Source organism: Sediminibacillus sp. JSM 1682029 (assembly GCF_041366435.1).
Lineage (GTDB): Bacteria > Bacillota > Bacilli > Bacillales > Amphibacillaceae > Sediminibacillus > Sediminibacillus terrae.
The window spans coordinates 308195-329727 of the sequence record NZ_JBEWYY010000004.1 but is presented as its reverse complement, the minus strand read 5'-3'; the positions used below and the strand labels follow the sequence as shown (position 1 = coordinate 329727).

The following is a 21533-nucleotide window of genomic DNA, read 5'->3' as shown; positions in this document are numbered from 1 at the left end:
CTCCTTTGTAGAAGATTTGGGAACTAGTTAGGTCTTCTTCTACAATAGGAGCAATTTTTATTTTTGTAAACAGATTACATATTCTTTCATTAAAGTAAAGATAACCCATTAATGCAACGCTAGTGGGACTGACCCCAACGCCCTTCTTTCTTTTTTTGCAGGTATGCTATAATTTAACTATCATTGGTATTAAGGGTGTATTGTTGATGAAAAGATTCAGATTCTTCGGCGGCCGTATTGTAAAAACGGGGATAGCCGTTTTTTTGACTTCATTGATTTGCCAATGGCTGGATTGGCCTGCTGTTTTTGCTGTTATCACAGCCATTGTCACCATCGAGCCGACTGCCGCCGACTCGATTAGAAAAGGATTGATCCGTTTTCCGGCATCCGCCATCGGATCGGCGTACGCTGTACTGTTCATCTTTCTGTTCGGAAATTCGCCGATTACATACACAGCAGCGGCTGTATGTACTATCGTTACTTGCTTCCGGTTAAAACTGCATTCGGGTTTGCTGGTGGCGACACTGACATCGGTGGCAATGATAGAAGTAATCCATAGCAATTTTCTCATTTCCTTTTTTATCAGGCTGGGGACCACGTCTATCGGTCTGCTGATTTCCACTGCTGTCAATTTGTTCGTGTTTCCGCCCAATTATTCGAAGTTGATTCTCAACAATATCCATTCGATGGCCAGGACAACCGGCATTGAATTGGAAAATATTCTAAAGGCAATTTTGGCGGAAAAAAAGCCGGATTACCAACAAATCCGGGATACGTTTTCACAGCTGAAGAGAAAGTTGGACAAAACAGATATGCTGATCCGATTTCAAAAAGAGGAATCAAAATACCACCGTTTCGACGAGCAGTCCAAGAAGGTTTTTCGCAGTGAGCAGGAGAAGCTAGCTGCATTGCGACTGATTCATTATCATATCGGGAACTTGATCAACACCCCGCTCAATACGCTGTTATGGACGGACCAAGAAAAACAAAAAGTATGCCAGACTGTCGAAAGCCTGGCAACTGCGTTGAAAAACCCAGACAAATTCAGCTCGGAGGCACATCGAAACCAAATCCAGTCTTTGATGACCCAGTTCTGGAAAAGTAAAAAGGATGCAGCCGATCCAAAAGAAAAGGACAGTCCGACCTTTTTCACTGCCGAAATCATCATTTTATATGAGATACTATCTATTTATAACCTTGTCGAAGACCTTCTTGATGAGGAGGATATTTCCCTCCCTGAATAAAGGCTTCTCCTAAATGCTTTCAACATCTTCCAAAAGGGACTATCCCCATATTTTAAGGGACAGTCCCTTTTTTCGTTATCGCCAAGGCTTCTTCCTTAACCTCTCCTCCCCGCCTGCGTTAAACTAGGTGAAAGACATGGAAAAAGAAGGTGACCCGTATGAATCCTACTCAAAAGCAGTTTTCCTTTTTCCCATTGAGTGAATCATCAATATTGATTGATTTCGGAGAGGAAATCTCTATTGAGAAGAATATGTATATCCACCAGTTGACTGAAGTCTTGAACGCTGAACCTTTTCCAGGTTTTACCGAAGCAGTCCCAGCCTACACAACATTAACCGTCTACTATGATCCTCTGGCTGTCGGAAGCTCCAACCCCTTTCAATATGCGTGCACGCGGATCGAGCATGCAGCCAGCACTTTAAGACCCGATAACTCTGAATCTAAAACAGTAGAGCTTCCCGTCTGTTACGATCAGGAATTCGCTCTCGATATCGAGGGAGTCGCTAACCAGAACGGACTATCCGTAAAAGAAGTGATCGAAAAGCATACAGGCCAGCTCTATCATGTGTACTTTATCGGATTTGCGCCTGGTTTCCCTTTTCTTGGTGGATTGGATCCGGAAATCGCAACTCCTAGAAAGCAGTCGCCCCGCCGTAAAACACCCGCAGGATCTGTCGGAATCGCAGGCAAGCAGACAGGTGTTTATCCTATCGATACTCCCGGAGGCTGGCAGATCATCGGCCGAACTCCCAGGCAGCTTTTACGTTTGAATGACCGAAATCCGTCTTTGCTGCAGCCTGGAGACAAGGTGCGTTTTTATCCGATAAGCAAACAGGAATACCTCAGACAGGAGGAAGCGGAATGGCATTGAAAATCATCGAGGAAGGCTTGCAAACATCGATTCAGGATATGGGCCGATATGGTTACAGGGCAGCTGGATTTTCCGTGAGCGGGACAATGGATGCAAAGGCAGCGGCATTGGCCAATATCGCCGTCAATAACGACCTGGGCCAAGCGGTTTTGGAAATGAGCTATGTCGGACCGAGTATTACGTTTGAATCCGATACAGTCATTGCCCTGGCAGGTGCTGACATGGCAGCAAAAATCAATGGCAAGCCCATTCAACTCGGAAAGCCTGTTTCCGTCAAAAAGGCAGATACGCTTCAGCTCCGGACAGCCCGGCGCGGCCTTCACTGTTATCTCGCAGTCAAGGGGGGCTTCGATGTCCCGGATTTCCTCGGCTCCAAAAGTGCCTCCTTGAAAGACCAATTAGGCGGCAGCTTTCATGGCAAGTTAAAAGCAGGGGATACCCTTCCCATTCATTTTTCTACGAAGACGATTGATGTTTCCTGGAGGCTAAGTCCTGAGTTATTTGATTATATCTCTGGAAAACAGACAACCATCCGTTTTTTAGAAGGCAGACAATATCATTGGTTTTCCGGACAATCGTTGTCCGATTTTACATCTACCGACTATACATCGACCCCTCAGTCAAATCGCATGGGCTATCGCCTGCAAGGAATTCCTCTAAAACGCCAAAATCAAGAGGATTTGGTCACTGAAGCTGCAGGATTTGGTACCATTCAAGTACCACCGGACGGTCAGCCCATTGTTTTGATGGCAGAAAGTCAGCCGACTGGTGGATACCCCAAAATCGGACAAGTCATCCAAAGCGACTTGTCAGCTTTAAGTCAAATAAGACCAGGGCAGCCCATTGTTTTTCAAAAGACCACTTTAGAAGATGCCCTGCTGGAAATGAATAATACCATCTCTGAGTTAACCATCTTACAGAGAATTGCGGGCAAAAAATGGAGGGAGTTGGAAACATGAAGTCTGCCGACATCAATTGTGACATGGGGGAAAGTTTCGGTGTCTACACCATCGGAAGCGACCAGGATGTAATTCAAGCGATCACCTCTGCCAATATCGCTTGTGGTTACCATGCCGGAGACCCTGCGACAATGGCGAAAACCGTCCGTCTTTGTATCGAGCACGATGTGAAAATCGGTGCCCACCCGGGGCTCCCCGATTTGAACGGCTTCGGCCGCCGCACGATGCAGATTTCACCAGAGGAGGCTTATCAATTGATCATCTATCAGACTGGTGCATTATCTGGGTTTGTTAAAGCTGCCGGAAGCAGTCTTTCCCACGTCAAACCACACGGCGCTTTATACAACATGGCTGCTAAGGACAAGTCGATTGCAGACGCTATCGCTCAAGCCATTTTCGATTTTGATCCCCGCCTAACACTTTTCGCTTTGTCAGGCAGCGCTCTGGCAAAAGCAGGTGATAAGACTGGATTGATTGTTGCACATGAAGTGTTTGCCGACCGGACCTATCAAGACGATGGAAGCTTGACGCCTAGAAGTGAGGCGAATGCTTTGATTACGGATGAAAAACTGGCCATCGATCAAGTAATTCAAATGCTTGAATTTCAAACGGTCACGACTGTGAGCGGCAATAGTATTCCCATCAAGGCAGATACAATCTGTATCCATGGCGATAGTCCACATGCTCCAGTATTTGCAAAAAAAATCCGGGATCAATTGCGAAAAGAGGGATTTCTGTTATAACGCCATGAAGAAAGGAAGGCACAATCATGAAAATCAATCTGATATTTTTCCTCGCTTCTTCTCAGGAGCCTGAAGCAAGCAACACACGGGTCCTGGCTTCGATTCCGACTTTCACAATGGCTATGAAGTCGTCAAAGTAACACTTGATTATAGCGCTGGACATTGTTGGGTATCCTTGGCCCCACTCCAAGTAGAACGAGAGGAGATGCCATGCCGACTATACAAACAAAAACTGGAAAAACACGGTTGGGAGGCTGTCACAAAAGAGGAAATGCTACACTTATGAAAATCATTGAAAAACCCCTCAAACTGTACATCAGTCTGAGGGGTTGCTTATGCCCTATTATATTTTCGTTTCCACTTCGCTGTTTTCTTTCAATTGAGCAAGCAATTCACTGATTTGTTCATTCTGCTTTTGCTGTACCAACAAATCTTTGATTTGATCTTTCACTTCATCATAATCTTGTATATCTTCCTGCTGGCTGGCCAATTGATCATAATATTCTTTCGCTTCATCGTCGGTTACTTCCGGCTCGGAAATTTCATTTTGCAAGTAAACTTGCATTTTCACTTCCTGAGCAAGAGACTGACGCAAATCTTCTTCCGTGTCACCATTTTCCTCTAAAGAAGCTTGATACTGTTCGTCATCCTCGAACTGAGATTTATACTGTTCCAGTGACTGATCCACTTGTTCCTCAGGAGCTTCAATTTCCTGCTTATCTATTTCCTGCATGACCAATTCCTGGTTGACCAGCATATCAATTGTTTGCTGTTTCACCATTTCCTCATCACTTGTATCCTGTCCGCTTTGCATCAAAGAGGAGAATGTCTGGGGCAGTGCTTCGTTGAAAGCGTCGCCTTTGATTTCTTCACCGTTGACTACGGCGACAAGCGCATCCTCTTCCACTTTCTGAGCCTCCATTTGCTCCTGCTGTTCTTGCTGCTGTTTAGCCAGTTCCTCTTGCGCTTGTTGCTGATCGGCATTTTGATCATTCTCCTGGGCACTGTCCTGATCATCACTGCACGCTGCCAACAAACTTACAAAGAGAGCCATCATTAAAAGTGTGAGTTTCTTCATTTGTCCATGCCTCATTTCTTAAATATTCTTCCCCCTTTATACATGGTTTTCTTTGCCATTGCAAGCGGTAAGGACAAACCGCCATTCCAGAACCCTGTCTATAATGGGCATGAAACAGACTATTACAGTTTATTTACATACCTGAATACGGTGGAGCAGGTATGTAAAAGGGCTGCAGTCTTGCAAAACCGCAGCCGATGACACTATACCTCCAACCAGTGATTGTCCACCAGCTTTTGATACCAATAAAAACTCTCTTTTTTTGTGCGTTCAAGGGTACGGTAATTGACGTGGACGAGACCAAATCGTTTGCTGTAACCTTCTGCCCATTCAAAATTGTCGAGCAGCGACCAAGTAATATACCCTTTTACATTGACTCCCGACTTTATACTGCGGGCCACAGCCGTGACATGCGCTTTTAAGTAGTCGATACGGCGCTGATCATCGACTGTTCCATTTTGCACTCCATCATTGATACAAATCCCGTTTTCCGTTATATAAATCGGGATGCTTCCATATTTATCAGCTATAAAAGTCAGTACTTTGTAAAATCCTTCCGCATTGATATACCAGCCAATATCGGTTTTTTTGTAGCCCATGTCGATTCCCTCTATCTGTAGCATACCGCTATCTTTGTCATGTCTTGCCACGTTGGATTCATAGTAGTTGATACCGATAAAGTCGACCGGCTGTTGAATCCATTCCATGTCTCCTTCTTCGATGGTCAAGGATGCCCCATGCTTGGAGAACCACTCCACCATGAACTCCGGATATTTTCCATTAAAGACTGGATCCAGAAACCAATCGATCATCCATCCCATTCCCCTGCGGCAGGCTTCAGCATCCTCCCCGGTGCGGCTATACGGTTCCAGCCAAGTGACATTTGGGGCAAAACCGATTTTTCCGCCTGTTTTCATTTCATGGAATTTAGCTGTGGCTTTGCCATGGGCAAGCAGCAAGTGGTGAGAGATAGTGACCGCCAATCCGAGATCCCGATTCCCGGGAGCATGCGCGCCGATATAGTTGGATAAAAAAGAGACACACCACGGTTCGTTTATCGTTATCCATGAATCGATTTTCCCCGAGAATTCCCGGAACATCAATTCAGCATAGGAAACAAACGCTTCCACCGTCTCCCGATTATTCCAGCCTCCTTTATCCTGGAGGGTCTGGGGCAAATCCCAATGGTAAAGCGTACACATCGGTTCAATTCCATTGGCCAGCAGTTCATCGACCAGTCGATGGTAATAATCGAGTCCTTCCCGGTTTACTTCTCCCTTACCTTCCGGAAAAATCCTTGGCCAGGATACCGAGAAGCGGTACACATCTACCCCCAGTTCTTTCATCAGTCGGATATCTTCATCAAAACGATGATAGCTATCACAGGCTACATCGCCATTATCTCCGTTAAGTACTTTTCCGGGTGTGTGAGAAAATGTATCCCAAATCGACGGGCCTCTCCCGCCTTCTGTAACAGCTCCCTCAATTTGATATGCAGCTGTTGCCACACCCCACCGGAAATCTTTGCCGAACTCAATAATCGCCATAAAACCTCTCCCTTCCCAATTGATTTAGGAGGGACTGTCCCCTGTCACGCTGCCCCTGTCACGCTAACACTCTACCAAGACGCATCGTTACTTCGGTGAGGGACTGTCCCCGATAATAGTGTCTTTTACTCAAGTTTCGTTTTTTGTTTGCATCCCGATCTGGATGATTAATTTATCAAAGATATGGTACATGATGAACGCCAGCAGACTGCCGATGATTAGTAGAGAAAACGGGAAATAATAGACGATTGCCAATCCAGCTGCAAAGATGATCGCATAGGAAAGCGTATGCAAAATTCTGCTAATCGAAAGCAGTAAAGCATTTTTCATTACATCCAGAATCTTCAATTCATAATTTACCAGCATGAAAAACAGATTGGGCATAATAAGGCCATACAGGATTGCGCCAAACATGGTCATTCCAAACAGGAAGCTGCTCCCCGGAAAAGAATAGTTTAGAAGAATCGAGGCATCGAAATAAAGTATCACTCCTCCCGCTTGCCACAAGAGACCAATAACAAAGCTTTTTCTGAAATTCTCCTTGAATTTGTCTATGTAGTTTTGGAAGACGCCTGACTCCATTCCTTTTTGCTGCCATTGCCGGACGACGGCAAACATGGCTGTTGTTGCCGGAAAAATCGTAAAAACCGGCAGGCAACAGACAAGCCATATGACATTCAACAATAAAAAATGGGTGAAAATATCCATGATACGGTTAAACGTACTTTGCGTTCGCTGCATGGCCCTCACCTCCACCGTTTAAATAGAAAGTTTTTTTGTATCCACTGCAGATGATTCCCTGATCACCAGTTCAGGGTCCACCAATATCGAACTCGGTTCGGTATCTCCGTTGATCAAATCATTTAGCATATAAGCGGCCAATCTGCCCATTTTGTCCTTATCCTGCTTCACGGTACTCAAAGCCGGATCACTATAGCGGCAGGCTTCAATATCATCACAACCTACCAGCTTTATATCCACAGGAATGTTCAATCCGGCATCCTTGATCGCCTTCATCGCTCCCAATGCCATCATATCCGAAGCAGCAAAGACCGCCTGCGGATATGGCCTGTTGGCGAGAATTGACTTCATCGCTTGATAGCCACTTTCCTCGAAGTAATTCCCATATTGGATCCAGTCTGGCTTGACGGTCATTCCAAGCTGATTCATGCTTTGCAGAAATCCTTGTTTACGAATGTCCGAAATAACCGAATCCTCAGGTCCGCCGATAAAGGCAACTTCTTTTATAGAGTGTAAATAAAAATACTCGACTACTTTGGCTGATGCTTTGCTATTGTCGGTTGTCACATAGCTGGAAGATGGTCCTGTCAGTTCAATATCCACTCCCGAACAAGGGACTGAACTTTGATCCAATTCGTAAATAGAGTCTTCTATATAATCCCCTGCTACGATCAAACAACCGTCCAGCTGGAAATGCTTACATCTAGCCAGATAATCCTGATTGCTTTTGCTGAACTGATTGTTCGAAAACACCAATATATCGTAACCCATTTGGCCGATGGTTTTTCGAAAAGCGTTGATTACTTGGTTGAAAAAAGGGTGATTGAAATCGACATCGATTTCTCCCGCATAAATCAAACCGATTAAATTCGATTTTTTCGTGGCCAGCGATTTTGCCGAAAAACTTGGTTGATACCCGGTTTCTTCGATTATTTTCAATACTTTTTCTTTCGTTTTCCAGCCAATGCTGCCGGTGTCATTAATGATTTTAGATACGGTTCCAGGCGAGACGCCTGCCATTTTGGCAATATCTTTGATTGTCAGCTTCATAGGGATCCCTCAGTCTTATTGATATACTATTGTTTTAGCTTTTTACCGCTCCTTGTGTCAAGCTTTGAATGAACATCCGGTTGAATAACAGGAAGATGACAATCAACGGAACCGTAGCCCAGAACGTTCCAGATAAAATCATGCCGTTGTCCCGTACATAATTATCGATCAAATTCCGCAGTGCAATCTGGATGGTATAAGAAGATTCTTCACGCAGGACGACCAGCGGCCATAGAAAATCGTTCCACATATACATGAATTTGATGATCGCCAACGTTGCAAAGGCCGGGATTATCACCGGAACGGCAATGTTCCAATAGATGCGAAAATTGGAACAGCCATCGATTTTCGCTGCATCGATCAACTCATCCGGCACGTTGCTGCTAATGTACTGCCTCATCCAAAAAATGCCGAATGCATCAATCATTCCGGGCACAATGATTGCTTTTAAGTCATTTACCCAATCGAGCTTGGTGATAATGTAATATTGCGGAATCAAACCTAGCTGCGGTGGGACCATCATCGTCACCAGTAAAAAAACAAACAGCAGGTTTTTCCCTTTGAATTGGAATTTCGCAAACGCAAACCCAGCCAGGGAGCAAAGAATCAACACGCCCGCAGTCGTAACTGTGGCCACAATCAACGAATTCCACATGGCTCCAAAAAAGTCGATGTTGCTTAGCACATTTTGAAAGTTCGCCACCAGCTGTTTGCCGGGAATGAATGCAGGCGGTACAGCATTTATCGCACTATTATGGTTCGCTGCCATCACGAACATCCAGTAGAACGGAAACACAGAAAGAATGGCAGCTATGAACAGCAACAAATAGACAAACAGTTTGGAAATGGACACTTTTCTCGTTTTTCCTATGGTATTACTCATCTGCCACACTCCTATCTTCCGATTCGATTAGTAAAGAATACATTGATGCTGGATAATACGATGATGATGATAAACAAAATGATCGCTGTTGCAGAAGCAGTGCCGAAGGCCATATTGGAAAACGCCTCCCGATACAGATACAGGACCACGGTAATGCCTTCTTCTCTAAAACTTCTACCCAGGAACACCAATGGTTCCGTAAACAATTGCATCGCACCGATCGTGGACAAAAAGACGGTCAAAATGATAATCGGCTTCAGCATCGGAATGGTGATGTACTGGATTTGCTGCCGGATACTGGCACCGTCAATCTTGGCAGCCTCATACAAATCATTGGGAATTCCTTGCAGGCCAGCCAGATAAATAATCGTATTGTACCCGACCCAGCGCCAGAAGACCATGGTGGAGATCGCTATTTTCACTCCCCATTCCGAGGTGGACCAGCTGACAGAATCAAATCCCAGCCAGTTGAGCACGACATTCATCAAACCAAAATCCTGGCTGTTGAACATGACGCCGAAAACAATCGCTACTGCCACAGTAGACGTGACATACGGCATAAAAATCGAAACGCGGAAAAAGCTCTTGAACTTAAGCAGTGCAGAATTCAATGCATAAGCAAGGATGATGCCGATAATCAATTGCGGCAGAGTGCCGATGATTCCGATTGCTGCCGTGTTGAACAGCGACTTCCAAAAAATCGGGTCGCTTAATACAAAACGAAAATTTTGTAAACCGACAAATTCCATTTCTCCGAGTCCGTTCCATTTCTGAAAGCCGAGATAGAAGCTGAACAACATTGGAAACAAACCAAAGACAGCAAACAGTACATAAAACGGAGAAATATACAAGTAACCGGACAACGCATCTTTCTTCCTTTCACTTAGATGAAAAAAAGGGCGCTTTTTTCCGGGTGAAGGCTTTGCCGGAACTGGCTTTGTCTCAGTTTGAGGCTGTAATTGCGGTTGGGCCATAACATTATCCCCTTTCATTGGTTAACGGTCCAGGCCGTAATGGCCCCGGACCGTTTGTCATACCTTACTGTCTGGCTAATTGATCTTCTATCCGTTTAACTGCTGCATCCCACTCTTTTTGCGGGTCTGCTCCTTCGACCGCCACGTTGGTCAGTGCCAGAATCAATTCATCCTGGACAATCGAATAATTGACTCCCATATAAATCGGTTTAACAGACTTTGCAGCTTCCGCGAACGTTTTGGCTGTCTCCGCACCGTTGAAGTATTCATCTGTAGTAGCTAAAAACTCTTCATCCTCATATACTTCCGGAGCCGAAGGGAACAACCCGTTATTGTGGAATGATTTCAATTGATTTTCAGGTGATAGAAGCCATTCAATAAATGCATAGGCTTCTTCCGGATGGTCGGACTCTTTCGGAATCGCCATGAAAGATCCTCCCCAGTTTCCGGCACCTTCCGGAATTGTCGTCAAGGACCATTTGCCACCAGCATCTGGTGCATTTCCTTTTACATTGGCAATCATCCAGGCAGGAGCACCGATCAACGTAGCATAGCTGCCATCCGCCATGGCACTTCCCCATTCAGGAGTCCATAGAGCATTTTGTCCGACCAAGCCTTCTTCGATCAACTTCGTCGTGTAATCGTATGCTTCTTTCACATAAGGAGAAGATTCAATGATCAACTCATCATCTTCATTGAAATATTGTTCCGGAGCCTGGTCGCGCAAAGCGGAGAACATTAATTCAGGACTATCGGTGATCGGCTTTCCGGTTTTTTCCTTGATTTGTTTCGCTGCCTCGTAATATGAGTCCCAGTCACTTATTTCTGCTGACAATTCTTGAGGATCAGTCGGTAAACCAGCTTCCTCCATTACATCCGTACGGTAAAACATGGTTGTCGGCCCGATATCAGTAGGAAGGCCTAGTTGAAATTCTCCATCTACACTTTGAGCCTGTTGCCATTTCCAATCTAAGTATTTATCCTGCACATCTTTTGCGCCATAATCGTTCAAATTGTAAAACTGATCCTTCGCCTGCATGAACTTGGCGATTTCACTTACTTCGATCATGGTGATGTCCGGCGCTCCGCTTCCGGCAGAGAGAGACGTGAACAAGTTATTATGAACGTCAGACATTTCTCCCTCATTGAGGTTAATTTTCACGTCGGGATGTTCTTTCATGTATTCATCTACAAATACATCGTACCCCGCACTCCCAAACACCCAAAAATCCAGTTCAACTTTGCCATCGCTTTTCCCTGATCCGCCATCCTCCGAAGCTTTGCTGTCATCACTACATCCTGCCAGTGCTAAAATCAGTGAAAAAAATGCCACCATGTAAAACAGTTTTTTCATTACTTTTTACCCCCGTTTTTTTGATATGGTTTATCCATGCAGCCAGGAAACTAACTTAATTCACCTCCGTTTCCCTGTTAGAAACCGCAAATAGAAAATCAGGAAACCGGTTTCTTAAACTGTCGAAAAAAATACATATAGATTTTCGTAAAAACTATATGTAAACGCTTTCTGATTTGAGTATAGTATGTTACTTAGGCAAAAGCAAGATGTTTTTTTCAGAATTTTTTCCATTTTCTCATACACTGAAGGAAATCGGTTTCACGGATATGAAAATACTGTTCTTGCCGGTATTGAATTTTTAGGGCGACCTACGTGAAGGAAGTTAAAGACTTCTCTCGTGTGAAAATTGTTTCTTTCGTTTCGGCAAGCTTCTCAGAATCCAGCTGAAATTTCATATTTCCAGTTGGCCCAACCTGTTCCTGTGGAAAATGAGGCATTATATCAAAATGGAATAGTCTACCTAAAAAGCAAACCGGACGGGTTCGAAAGCATAGTAATTCGAATTACGTCCGGTTTTCAGCTTTAAGCAAGCAGCCTTTCTATTGTCATACTTCTTCCGCAAGCTGTTTTCGTTCTAAGTCTGTAAAAACTCTGGACCGGGTTAAAAACCGTTTTCCTTCCGGTCCTTCCAACGAAAACATCCCTCCTCTCCCATTAACGACATCAATGATCAGTTGAGTATGTTTCCAATACTCATATTGATCTTTGGAAATATAAAATGGGGTCTCTTCAATGACCCCAAGCCGTACATCCGAACTGCCGACACGAAACTCGTCGCGGGGAAAGCACATAGGAGAACTGCCATCACAGCAGCCACCCGATTGATGGAACATCAATGGACCGTGTCGCCGTTTCAAGCGCTCGATTAAATCAGCTGCTTCCGCGGTTGCAGTAACTTTCTCGACCATGCTTTCACTCCTTTCCTGAGCAATCGTTTGAAGCCTAGAACAAACCCGCCGGATCCGTGCTATAACTCACAAGCAGGTTTTTCGTCTGCTGATAATGGTCGAGCATCATCCGATGATTTTCACGGCCGATACCCGACTTTTTATACCCTCCGAAGGCTGCGTGGGCGGGGTATTGATGATAGCAATTCGTCCATACCCTTCCCGCTTCGATTTCGCGGCCGAACCGGTATGCCGTATTAATATTCCGGGACCAGACACCGGCTCCAAGGCCGTACAGCGTGTCGTTAGCAATCCGGAGGGCTTCTTCATCGTCTTTGAATGTGGTGACCGACAGAACCGGCCCGAAAATTTCCTCCTGGAAAATCCTCATGTCGTTACCGCCTTTAAAGATAGTCGGCTCCACATAGTAACCATTGGCAAGCTCGCCGGACAAACGGTTTTTGTTGCCGCCGACAAGGACTTCTGCCCCTTCCTGCTTTCCGATATCCAGGTAGGAGGTGATTTTCTCCATTTGCTCTAAAGACGCTTGGGCTCCCATCATCGTATCCGTATCCAGTGGATGACCGATTTTGATCTCTTTTACCCGTTTGATCGCCCTCTCCATAAACGGCTCATATATCGATTCATGCACCAGGGCGCGGGATGGGCATGTACAAACTTCTCCTTGATTGAGCGCAAACATCGTAAAGCCTTCAATCGATTTATCGAGAAAGGAATCGTCGGCATCCATTACATCTTTAAAAAAGATGTTCGGACTCTTCCCGCCTAATTCCAATGTAACTGGAATGATGTTTTCGGAAGCGTATTGCATGATTAAACGGCCGGTTGTCGTTTCCCCTGTAAAGGCTATTTTAGCTATTCTGCTGCTGGAAGCCAGTGGTTTTCCGGTTTCCACGCCGAAACCATTGACGATGTTCACCACTCCCGGCGGCAGCAAATCGTGTATTAATTCCATCAAGACGTGAATCGACGCTGGGGTTTGCTCCGCTGGTTTTAAAACGACAGCATTTCCTGCCGCAAGCGCTGGCGCGAGCTTCCACGTCGCCATCAATATCGGGAAATTCCACGGGATGATCTGGCCCACCACCCCTAACGGCTCGTGGAAATGGTAAGCGACCGTATCGTCATCAAGCTGGCTGAGACTGCCTTCTTGGGCACGGATAACACCTGCGAAGTACCGGAAGTGGTCTATCGCAAGGGGAATATCTGCGGCAAGTGTTTCTCTGACAGCTTTCCCATTATCCCATGTCTCGGCGACCGCCAGTTTTTCTAAATTATCTTCCATCCTATCCGCGATTTTATTCAGCACCACTGCCCGTTCTGCAGGAGAAGTTTTCCCCCAGCTATTCTTGGCTGCGTGGGCGGCATCCAATGCAAGTTCGACATCATCCTTCGACGAGCGGGCGATCTGACAAAAAACTTCTCCGGTTACCGGGCTTATGTTATCGAAGTATTCTCCACCGACCGGTTCCTTCCATTCTCCGCCGATGAAATTTCCATACCTTTCCTTAAAATTCACGACTGCTCCCTTTGTATTCGGTGCTTCATACTGCATCGCAAAACCTCCTCGATAATTGTAATCGCTTTCATTTATGAGGTTGGAATCATGGAGATATGACTCTATAATAAAGTATAGCAAATGATTTCATTTTATTACAAATATTCTAATTTCTCTTTCGTCCAAACTTCATAATAAAACAGACTACCGAAAGTGCCAGCAGTCTGTTTCCATTCAGCAAAAGGCTTTCAACAAATCGTGCTCCCCCTGCCTCCTGCCAATTAAATAAACCAGGCTTTCCGTGAATGGTGGTGTCAGCCCGGCATTACTTAATTTGTGGTAATGTTTTTGTTTCTTTTTCCATTTTTGACTGGCACAGCGGACAACTTGGCGTTTCTTCAAAGGTGAAGTCTTCCCTCATCCAGCCTGCACAGTCCTCGCTTGTACAAGACCAAATAGTTGTTTCTACTTCCGGGGCTGGTTCTTTCTTGTTGTTGTAATAAGCCATAATATAATCCCCTTTCTGATTCTATCCTCATTATACCCTATTTAATGGAAAATTAATATAGGACAGAGGTTGCAGCCCCGAACTTTCTATGTTTAAAGCCTTTACCACGCCGGATACACAGAAGGCTGGAACCCTTGCAAAAATCCCTCTCGCAACTTTTTATAAGCTATTTGCAGGACCTTTTTGTTTTCATTTCGTTGCTATTTGATAGATCTGCCGCTTAACTCTTCTGTATTCGCTGAGTGGGGGGGGCATCGCTTCGGAAATACCCTGCGCTTTCCGCGGGCGGCTGGTGAGCTTCCTCGAGCTGACGCTCTGCGGGATCTCACCGAGGCCTTTCCTCCCGCTGGAGTCTCCGGGTATTTTCTTCGCTAGGAACAGATTCCTGTTTAAAAAAGCGTGTACTAGACATTTTTTTATTCATGGTCTCCATCCACCGTATCATCAAATGACAATGCTAGAAAAACAAGCAGAAAGTCCAAGACCAGGAGAAAAGGCGGAAATTCAATCTTTCTTTTTATGAAAAGAAGCACCTATTTCCTGACAAACATTTTTAAAACGGCTTGTTAGGTCTCAAGGAAAAAAGTCTACGCTTCCGTTAATCAGTATGCTCCTTAGCGCAGGGAGCATACGCAGACTCCAGCGGGAACAGCACGAGCTGAAGATTCACTTGGTAAAGCGGTTTTCTTTACCAAGTTAGCTGAAGCCGTGCCCGCGGAAAGCGAAGTATGCTACCGAAGCGGGGTTTCACACTTTACTTGAATAGGTAAATCGAACTTCCCATTTCTGATACTGCATTCTCTGCGTAACAGGCATCTTCTTTTGAAAATCGAATATTAAAATGATCGGGTAACCGGGGATCTCCCTTCTCCCCTGCTTTCGGTTTTTTAGAGTTTGAGATTTCCAGGATAATCTTTACCGTTTTTCTGTCTGGTTATCATGCTCCTAAACCTGAAAGTCTGTGAATACAAAAAGGCCGCCGATAAAATTTCGACAGCCTTCCCAGCTTAAAGTGCCGGTCTTGAAGTTTTTTATTTTCGATAGCGCATCAATACATGATTAATGTCTGCCGTATGTTTGTAAACAGCTTTATACAACTCGAACAATTCCCGATAGCGTTCTACATTTTCAGGTTTCGGCTGATAGGTTGCTGCTTCCTGTAAAAACTGATCGGCACAAGCAGAAAGTGAATCAAACCATCCGCAACCAGTTGCAGCAAGCATCGCCGCTCCCATGCCAGGACCTTGTTCGCTGGTGAGCTTGACGATCGTCGCATCGAATATGTCTGCCTGCATTTGCAGCCACGCCTCGCTCTTTGCTCCACCGCCGATTGAAACAATCGTATCGATTTGCTTGCCATTCTGCCGGAATATTTCAATGGACTCATTCAGTGAGAAAGTGATCCCTTCCATAACAGCCCGAACAAAATCAATGCGTCGATGCGAACTATCCATTCCGATGAAACTGCCACGGATAGACGAATCTGCATGCGGCGTTCTTTCACCGACCAAATAAGGTGTGAACAACAGGCCATTTGCCCCGACAGGGACTGACCCCACTTCCGCAACCAAGTCGTCAAAGTCGACTTGGTTGGCAAAGGTCTCCTTAAACCAGCTCAAACTGTGACCAGCGGACAAGGTGACGCCCATGGTATAATAGGCGTTTTCAGCTCCATGGTTGAAGTAATGGACCTTTCCCTGGAAATCTTTGTCCGGTCCCTGTTCATAGGACAGAACCACTCCTGAAGTACCGATACTGCACAACGTTTTTCCATCTTCCAGAATACCCGAGCCAATAGCACCGCACGCATTGTCAGCCCCACCAGCAAAAACTTTGGTGGCTGGATTCATCCCGGTTCTTTCAGCAAAACTCTCCGAAATTGTCCCCACTTCTGCAGCGGGGGCAACCAGTGGCGGACAAAGCTCCGTGCGAATGCCGACCGCTTCACATATTTCCTTACTCCATTGCTTTTCGGCAATGTTCAAAAGCAGAGTCCCGGCTGCATCGGAATATTCCATATGCAATTCACCGGTCATTTTGTATCGCAAATAATCCTTTGGCAATACAAACGTACTGGCCCGGTCATAAATCTCCGGTTCATTTTCTTTCACCCACAACAGCTTCGGCAGGGTGAATCCTTCCAATGCCGGGTTTTTGGCCAAATCCAACAGCCTATCTTCACCAACTTGCCGATAGATGTTTTCACATTGCTGTGTAGTACGAGTATCGTTCCACAAGATGGCCGGACGCAGCACGTCGTAATGTTCATCAAGAAGGACAAGTCCGTGCATTTGTCCGGAAAAACTTATTCCTTCCACTTCTCTCGCGTCGAGATCTGCTTTCTTCAGGAGATCAGACAACCCTGCGGCTGTCTGATCCACCCACACTTGCGGATCCTGCTCACTATACCCGGTTTTTTCTTGTATCAATGGGTACGATTTAGATACTTCATGTACTACACTTCCCTGCTGGTCTACCAGTAAAATTTTCACCGCACTGGTGCCTAAATCAACTCCGACGACATATTTCATTGATTCCACCTCGATTCGTACATTCAGTCGATTTATTGGTCGGCAAAAGTTTGCAACAAGTACTGGTTGATTGTCGCTTTGATTTTTTCCAAACGACCAGACTGATGCTTGAATTCGGTCTTGTCCAGCACATGCTCTTCAAGCTTATGAAAATCAGTAGCGTCGTTGACAATGTCCTTTCCGATTCCTTCTGTGTAACTCTTATAACGATTCTCCACGACGTCTTCAAGCACTTTGTCATCAAGAAGCTTCTGAGCAACTTTCAAACCAACTGCAAAGCTGTCCATACCTGCAATATGAGCATGGAACAAGTCTTCAGGCTCGAACGATCCTCTTCTTACTTTCGCATCAAAGTTGAGACCGCCTTTACCTAAGCCGCCATTCTTGATAATTTCATACATTGCCAAAGTGGTAGAATACAAGTCTGTCGGAAATTCGTCTGTATCCCAGCCGAGCAACGGATCACCCTGATTGGCATCGACAGAACCAAGCATACCGTTGACCCGGGCATAATGCAGCTCATGCTCGAACGTATGGCCGGCCAATGTTGCATGGTTTGCCTCGATATTGAATTTGAAGTGATCCTGCAAATCATAACGCTGCAAGAAAGCAAAACCGGTCGCTACATCAAAATCATATTGATGGGTGGTAGGTTCTTTCGGTTTCGGCTCGATCAGGAACTGGGCATCGAAGCCAATTTCTTTGGCATAATCGACGGCCATATGGAAGAACCGGCCCAAGTTATCCATTTCCAATTTCATGTCGGTGTTCAACAATGTTTCATAGCCTTCTCTTCCGCCCCAGAATACATAATTCTGGCCACCGAGCTCTTTTCCGATTTCGAGTCCTTTTTTAACCTTTGCCGCTGAAAAAGCGAAAATATCTGCATTGTTGGAGGAAGCAGCTCCATGAATAAACCGCGGATGGGTAAAGTTGTTGGCGGTATTCCATAACAGTTTTGTTTTGCTATCCTTCATGTAATCCTTGATCATCGCAACGATGGTATCAAGGTTTTTGTTCGTTTCTCTCAACGTATTGCCTTCTGGTGCAATGTCGACATCGTGGAAACAGAAGTATGGAACCCCAAGCTTTTCAAAAAATTCAAAAGCGGCTTCTACACGTGCTTTTGCCAGGTCCATTCCACTATATTTATCCCAAGGGCGTACCATGGTACCGGCACCGAATGGGTCGGAGCCATCCATCGTAAAGGTGTGCCAGTATGCCACCGCAAAACGCAAATATTCTTCCATTGTTTTACCGCCTACTACTTCTTCGGGATTGTAGTACTTGAAGGCATATGGATTGGATGACTTTGCCCCTTCAAAACCGATTTTGTTAATGTCCGTAAAATAAGCCATTTCGAAAACCTCCTAATATCATGAATGATAAGGCAACTAGCGGCACTATACGCCTTTGAACCATGGCAGCATAGTTATGTAGCTGTCTCGAAAATGTAACTGCTTTCATCCATTATTATAGCAATCTCTTTTTAGTTTGTCTATTAAATAAACAAAGTTTATAATGAATCTGTACATGCTAAATTGTTAGGAATCTGGGATAATAAACAGGACACGCTCCCCTTTTTTGCAAAATACAAGTATGGAAGATGGAGGAACGATAAATGAATCCAGGCGGTGCCATTTACACTACCTTAGAATGGATTACACGGTTTGCCTATATCAACTTGTTATGGATACTATTCACGCTCACAGGCGGAATCCTTTTTGGCTTTTTTCCGGCGACCATCGCCATGTTCGCTCTTGTACGCCAGTGGCTCCTTGGGAAAAGTTCTCTGCCTGTGATGGCTACATTCTGGTCTTATTATAAAAAAGAGTTTTGGAAATCCAATTTGCTCGGCTTGTTTGTCTGTTTTATTGTCGGATTGATTTACATAGATATCCAGTATATTCAAATGACAGATTTGGAGTGGACCTATATACCGCTATTCGCGTTTATGTTGTTGTTTGTGTTCTATTTGTTTTACCTATTTCCTGTATTCGTCCATTTCGATTTAAAAGTTCCCGGGCTGCTGCGGAATGCTTTTCTGATCATGTTGGTAAATCCGGTCAGCACCTTTTTCATGGTGATATGTCTCGTCTGCACCTTTGTCGTGATGCGATACATCCCCGCCTTGTTTTTCATCTTTGGCGGCAGTATTTATGCCTTCATCACCATGTGGATGAGCATGCATGCATTCCGCAGGATAGCCGGAAAATCACAGTAAAGTTCAGACCCTGACACGCCGTTTTTTAAAACCACCACAAATAGGTAGTTCATAGACTGTGAGTTGTTGCCATAAGCCCACTTCATTACAGGGAATTTCTCTGCAGTGATAGTCCTCATATTAGTTACAGAGTATAACAATACAGGACTCCTCCTCTTTTCAAAATCAAAACACTCTGACTTAGCGAAGGCAAGATGCAGAGACTCCTACGGGATAACCACGTGCTGAAAATCCTGCAAGAAAGCGGTTGGTGCCTTCTGAGGAAGTTGAAGCCGTGTCCGTGGAAAGCGCAGTGATACTTATCAAACAACAGAATATATGGAAGTTCCAGTTAAAGAATTGTCCACTATAAAAAAACCGAACGATTTCGAATGTGTCGTCTTTTCGAATCATCGTTCGGCTTTTGCTTTGGTCACTATGCTTTTGTCCCTGCCTCTCTTCTTACCCTTTTACCGCGCTGGAAGATATCCCTTCGACGACCTTGTTGCTGAAAAAGATGAATGCCAAGAGAATCGGCAGGACGCTTATGATCAGCGTAGCGCCGATCGCACCCCAATCGGTCATATACTGGCCGATGAAATTCTGAATTCCTACCGTAAGCGTTTTATATTTATCTGAACTAATAAACGTATTCACAAACACAAACTCGTTCCAATTGTAAATCATGTTGATGATGACCGTGGTCGACATGATCGGCGTTGTCATCGGCAGGATGATTTGAAAAAACAGCCGGTGAATCGAACTCCCGTCGATGATTGCAGCCTCTTCGATTTCCCGTGGCAACGTGTAATAAAAGCCAAGCAATATCATCATCGTAATCGGAAGATTGTACGCCGTATAGGTGATCACAATCGAAAGCGGATGATCGATCAAATTGACATTAAGAAACATGCTGAAAAGTGGAATCAATGCAGAGTGAATCGGAATCATCAGGCCGACCATGAACAAACCCAATACGAAGCCGCTCAGCTTCCACTTCATTCTCGTAATCGCAAACGTTGCCATGCTTGCAAGCAGCACTGTCAGAATGATAGCCAACCCGGTTATCCATACACTGTTGAAGAAGTAAATGCCGATTCCGCCTTCCCAAACCTTTGCATAGTTTTCCCATTTTAATTCAGATGGAAGTGCAAATGGTGAACCGGAAAATATTTCCCTGTTATCCTTCAGCGAAAACAAGAAAAGCCAGACGATCGGGAATATTTGAAACAAAGCAACCAATCCAAGACAAATATAAAGAACGGTATATCCAATGCGGTTCATCGGTTGTTCCTCCTTTGATTCTAGTATTGTAATTCGTCATCGGAAGCAGTCAGCTTACGAATAATGACCGTGACAATAAGCGTGATGATCAGCAGCAGGAACCCAATTGCACTCCCGTAGCCGAAATCGTTGGTAGAGAACGCCAATTTATACATATAAGAGGCCATTACTTCACTTGCCCCATTCGGCCCTCCGCCTGTCATGACATAAATAAGATCAAAATATTTCAGCGAGCCGACGATTGCCAGTACGATGGTCACTTTGATGACCCCCATGATCAGCGGCAATTTGATTTTATAGGCTATTTGCAGCGGAGTGGCTCCATCGATTTTAGCTGCTTCAATTAACGATTCCGGGATGTTTTTTAATGCAGCATAGTAAATCAAAATGTAAAACCCGGCGTATTGCCATAGAATCGGTATGAAAATGGCATAGAGAACAATCGATGGTTCTGCAAGCCATGCAGGTGGATGCTCCACTCCCAATCCCATCAAAATACTATTCAAAATTCCATTGTTCGGGTTATAGACTTTGATCCATAGTTGGGCAATCGCCACGGAAGACAACAGCATCGGTATCAAATAAATTTTCCGCAAAAGGTCCGCTCCTTTGATTTTAGAAGCAAGAATCAGCGAAATAGCCAAATAAATAACGAGACTAAGCGTAGAAAATACCGCCAACAGGAAAGAATGATAAGCACTCTCCCAAAACTTCGGATCTTGCAGCCCATTTATGTAATTTTCCAGTCCGATAAATTCCATGGTTCCGATCCCGTTCCAATCCATAAGTCCATAGTAACCTGTAAGGATCAACGGAATAAATATCAATATTGCAATCAACAAAAGCGCCGGCAATACATAAAGCGCAATCATCAACTTGTTGGACATCACTTTGTTCATAACATTCAACCCCTACTTTTTATTAGATAGAAAGGAAACATGTCACAGCAGTAAAATACGATCCTTCTCTTTTTTGCAATCATGCCACCCAGATAACGCGGGGAGCGAAATCGCGTGTCCATTCAAATGGTGATTTCCTAGCAAAAAGAGCAGATTGAAATCGCTTACTTTTTGTCGATTTGTGAGGACTACTCTTCCTGTATTCCCTATTAGAATAGCAAACTATCACTCGTTTGTCCAGTGGATGAACAAAG

General features: G+C 44.8%; 19 protein-coding genes. 5 read left to right on the top strand and 14 right to left on the bottom strand.

What is annotated here, in order from left to right; all coding sequences use genetic code 11:
* The first annotated feature begins 206 nt into the window (after positions 1 to 206).
* The 4 genes from ABVF09_RS09660 to ABVF09_RS09645 all read left to right on the top strand — a co-directional run bounded on the left by ABVF09_RS09660 (position 207) and on the right by ABVF09_RS09645 (position 3818).
* Positions 207 to 1244: an aromatic acid exporter family protein gene (locus ABVF09_RS09660; protein ID WP_035427038.1), complete on the top strand. Its 1038-nt coding sequence runs from the start codon at positions 207 to 209 to the stop codon at positions 1242 to 1244.
* Positions 1245 to 1402: 158 nt separating this feature from the next.
* The gene (gene pxpB / locus ABVF09_RS09655; RefSeq protein ID WP_371069091.1) at positions 1403 to 2116 is read left to right on the top strand and encodes a 5-oxoprolinase subunit PxpB; all 714 of its coding nucleotides are present in this window, start codon (positions 1403 to 1405) and stop codon (positions 2114 to 2116) included.
* Positions 2107 to 3075, top strand: coding sequence for a 5-oxoprolinase subunit C family protein (locus tag ABVF09_RS09650; RefSeq protein ID WP_026772231.1), 969 nt, complete (start codon positions 2107 to 2109; stop codon positions 3073 to 3075). The genes pxpB and ABVF09_RS09650 overlap by 10 nt, the downstream gene beginning before the upstream one ends.
* Positions 3072 to 3818, top strand: coding sequence for a 5-oxoprolinase subunit PxpA (locus ABVF09_RS09645; protein WP_026571020.1), 747 nt, complete (start codon positions 3072 to 3074; stop codon positions 3816 to 3818). The genes ABVF09_RS09650 and ABVF09_RS09645 overlap by 4 nt, the downstream gene beginning before the upstream one ends.
* A gap of 343 nt (positions 3819 to 4161) precedes the next feature.
* On the opposite strand, the gene ABVF09_RS09640 is transcribed toward ABVF09_RS09645, so the two are convergent.
* From ABVF09_RS09640 to xylA, 12 genes are all read right to left on the bottom strand, one after another.
* The gene (locus tag ABVF09_RS09640) at positions 4162 to 4896 is read right to left on the bottom strand and encodes a SurA N-terminal domain-containing protein (protein ID WP_026571021.1); all 735 of its coding nucleotides are present in this window, start codon (positions 4894 to 4896) and stop codon (positions 4162 to 4164) included.
* Positions 4897 to 5099: 203 nt separating this feature from the next.
* Positions 5100 to 6443 carry a GH1 family beta-glucosidase gene (locus ABVF09_RS09635; RefSeq protein WP_371069090.1) on the bottom strand — a complete coding sequence of 448 codons (1344 nt, stop codon included), beginning with the start codon at positions 6441 to 6443 and terminating at the stop codon, positions 5100 to 5102.
* A gap of 129 nt (positions 6444 to 6572) precedes the next feature.
* Positions 6573 to 7184, bottom strand: a complete 612-nt coding sequence (locus tag ABVF09_RS09630; RefSeq protein WP_371069089.1) for a YesL family protein — start codon at positions 7182 to 7184, stop codon at positions 6573 to 6575.
* 18 nt (positions 7185 to 7202) lie between these two features.
* Positions 7203 to 8234 carry a LacI family DNA-binding transcriptional regulator gene (locus ABVF09_RS09625; RefSeq protein ID WP_371069088.1) on the bottom strand — a complete coding sequence of 344 codons (1032 nt, stop codon included), beginning with the start codon at positions 8232 to 8234 and terminating at the stop codon, positions 7203 to 7205.
* Between the two features lie 34 nt (positions 8235 to 8268).
* On the bottom strand, positions 8269 to 9117 hold the full coding sequence (locus ABVF09_RS09620) for a carbohydrate ABC transporter permease (RefSeq protein WP_371069087.1): 849 nt from the start codon (positions 9115 to 9117) through the stop codon (positions 8269 to 8271).
* 11 nt (positions 9118 to 9128) lie between these two features.
* Positions 9129 to 10091 (bottom strand): carbohydrate ABC transporter permease, encoded by a 963-nt coding sequence (locus ABVF09_RS09615; RefSeq protein WP_026571026.1) that lies wholly within the window; start codon positions 10089 to 10091, stop codon positions 9129 to 9131.
* A 64-nt stretch (positions 10092 to 10155) separates the two neighbouring features.
* Positions 10156 to 11445: an ABC transporter substrate-binding protein gene (locus ABVF09_RS09610; protein ID WP_371069086.1), complete on the bottom strand. Its 1290-nt coding sequence runs from the start codon at positions 11443 to 11445 to the stop codon at positions 10156 to 10158.
* 548 nt (positions 11446 to 11993) lie between these two features.
* On the bottom strand, positions 11994 to 12356 hold the full coding sequence (locus tag ABVF09_RS09605) for a DUF779 domain-containing protein (protein ID WP_026571028.1): 363 nt from the start codon (positions 12354 to 12356) through the stop codon (positions 11994 to 11996).
* A 34-nt stretch (positions 12357 to 12390) separates the two neighbouring features.
* Positions 12391 to 13911: an aldehyde dehydrogenase gene (adh, locus tag ABVF09_RS09600; RefSeq protein ID WP_371069085.1), complete on the bottom strand. Its 1521-nt coding sequence runs from the start codon at positions 13909 to 13911 to the stop codon at positions 12391 to 12393.
* Positions 13912 to 14179: 268 nt separating this feature from the next.
* Positions 14180 to 14362: a cold-shock protein gene (locus ABVF09_RS09595; protein ID WP_026571030.1), complete on the bottom strand. Its 183-nt coding sequence runs from the start codon at positions 14360 to 14362 to the stop codon at positions 14180 to 14182.
* A gap of 1031 nt (positions 14363 to 15393) precedes the next feature.
* Positions 15394 to 16893: a xylulokinase gene (gene xylB, locus ABVF09_RS09590; protein ID WP_371069084.1), complete on the bottom strand. Its 1500-nt coding sequence runs from the start codon at positions 16891 to 16893 to the stop codon at positions 15394 to 15396.
* A gap of 32 nt (positions 16894 to 16925) precedes the next feature.
* On the bottom strand, positions 16926 to 18251 hold the full coding sequence (xylA, locus tag ABVF09_RS09585; RefSeq protein WP_026571032.1) for a xylose isomerase: 1326 nt from the start codon (positions 18249 to 18251) through the stop codon (positions 16926 to 16928).
* 263 nt (positions 18252 to 18514) lie between these two features.
* Here xylA and ABVF09_RS09580 point away from each other — a divergent pair, with 263 nt between their 5' ends.
* Positions 18515 to 19117, top strand: coding sequence for a YesL family protein (locus ABVF09_RS09580; RefSeq protein WP_026571033.1), 603 nt, complete (start codon positions 18515 to 18517; stop codon positions 19115 to 19117).
* Positions 19118 to 19558: 441 nt separating this feature from the next.
* Here ABVF09_RS09580 and ABVF09_RS09575 read toward each other — a convergent pair whose 3' ends face one another.
* Positions 19559 to 20380: a carbohydrate ABC transporter permease gene (locus tag ABVF09_RS09575; RefSeq protein ID WP_026772227.1), complete on the bottom strand. Its 822-nt coding sequence runs from the start codon at positions 20378 to 20380 to the stop codon at positions 19559 to 19561.
* A 20-nt stretch (positions 20381 to 20400) separates the two neighbouring features.
* The gene (locus tag ABVF09_RS09570; RefSeq protein ID WP_026571034.1) at positions 20401 to 21279 is read right to left on the bottom strand and encodes a carbohydrate ABC transporter permease; all 879 of its coding nucleotides are present in this window, start codon (positions 21277 to 21279) and stop codon (positions 20401 to 20403) included.
* Between the last annotated feature and the right edge of the window lie 254 nt (positions 21280 to 21533).

Bases quoted from the DNA above. Each gene is read 5' to 3' on its own strand.
- ABVF09_RS09580 (WP_026571033.1), top strand. From the start codon at position 18,515: ATGAATCCAGGCGGTGCCATTTACACTACCTTAGAATGGATTACACGG.
- adh (WP_371069085.1), bottom strand. From the start codon at position 13,911: ATGCAGTATGAAGCACCGAATACAAAGGGAGCAGTCGTGAATTTTAAG.
- xylB (WP_371069084.1), bottom strand. From the start codon at position 16,893: ATGAAATATGTCGTCGGAGTTGATTTAGGCACCAGTGCGGTGAAAATT.
- ABVF09_RS09570 (WP_026571034.1), bottom strand. From the start codon at position 21,279: ATGAACAAAGTGATGTCCAACAAGTTGATGATTGCGCTTTATGTATTG.
- ABVF09_RS09610 (WP_371069086.1), bottom strand. From the start codon at position 11,445: ATGAAAAAACTGTTTTACATGGTGGCATTTTTTTCACTGATTTTAGCA.
- ABVF09_RS09630 (WP_371069089.1), bottom strand. From the start codon at position 7,184: ATGCAGCGAACGCAAAGTACGTTTAACCGTATCATGGATATTTTCACC.
- pxpB (WP_371069091.1), top strand. From the start codon at position 1,403: ATGAATCCTACTCAAAAGCAGTTTTCCTTTTTCCCATTGAGTGAATCA.
- ABVF09_RS09640 (WP_026571021.1), bottom strand. From the start codon at position 4,896: ATGAAGAAACTCACACTTTTAATGATGGCTCTCTTTGTAAGTTTGTTG.
- ABVF09_RS09625 (WP_371069088.1), bottom strand. From the start codon at position 8,234: ATGAAGCTGACAATCAAAGATATTGCCAAAATGGCAGGCGTCTCGCCT.
- ABVF09_RS09650 (WP_026772231.1), top strand. From the start codon at position 2,107: ATGGCATTGAAAATCATCGAGGAAGGCTTGCAAACATCGATTCAGGAT.
- ABVF09_RS09575 (WP_026772227.1), bottom strand. From the start codon at position 20,380: ATGAACCGCATTGGATATACCGTTCTTTATATTTGTCTTGGATTGGTT.
- xylA (WP_026571032.1), bottom strand. From the start codon at position 18,251: ATGGCTTATTTTACGGACATTAACAAAATCGGTTTTGAAGGGGCAAAG.
- ABVF09_RS09635 (WP_371069090.1), bottom strand. From the start codon at position 6,443: ATGGCGATTATTGAGTTCGGCAAAGATTTCCGGTGGGGTGTGGCAACA.
- ABVF09_RS09615 (WP_026571026.1), bottom strand. From the start codon at position 10,091: ATGGCCCAACCGCAATTACAGCCTCAAACTGAGACAAAGCCAGTTCCG.
- ABVF09_RS09660 (WP_035427038.1), top strand. From the start codon at position 207: ATGAAAAGATTCAGATTCTTCGGCGGCCGTATTGTAAAAACGGGGATA.
- ABVF09_RS09595 (WP_026571030.1), bottom strand. From the start codon at position 14,362: ATGGCTTATTACAACAACAAGAAAGAACCAGCCCCGGAAGTAGAAACA.
- ABVF09_RS09620 (WP_371069087.1), bottom strand. From the start codon at position 9,117: ATGAGTAATACCATAGGAAAAACGAGAAAAGTGTCCATTTCCAAACTG.
- ABVF09_RS09645 (WP_026571020.1), top strand. From the start codon at position 3,072: ATGAAGTCTGCCGACATCAATTGTGACATGGGGGAAAGTTTCGGTGTC.
- ABVF09_RS09605 (WP_026571028.1), bottom strand. From the start codon at position 12,356: ATGGTCGAGAAAGTTACTGCAACCGCGGAAGCAGCTGATTTAATCGAG.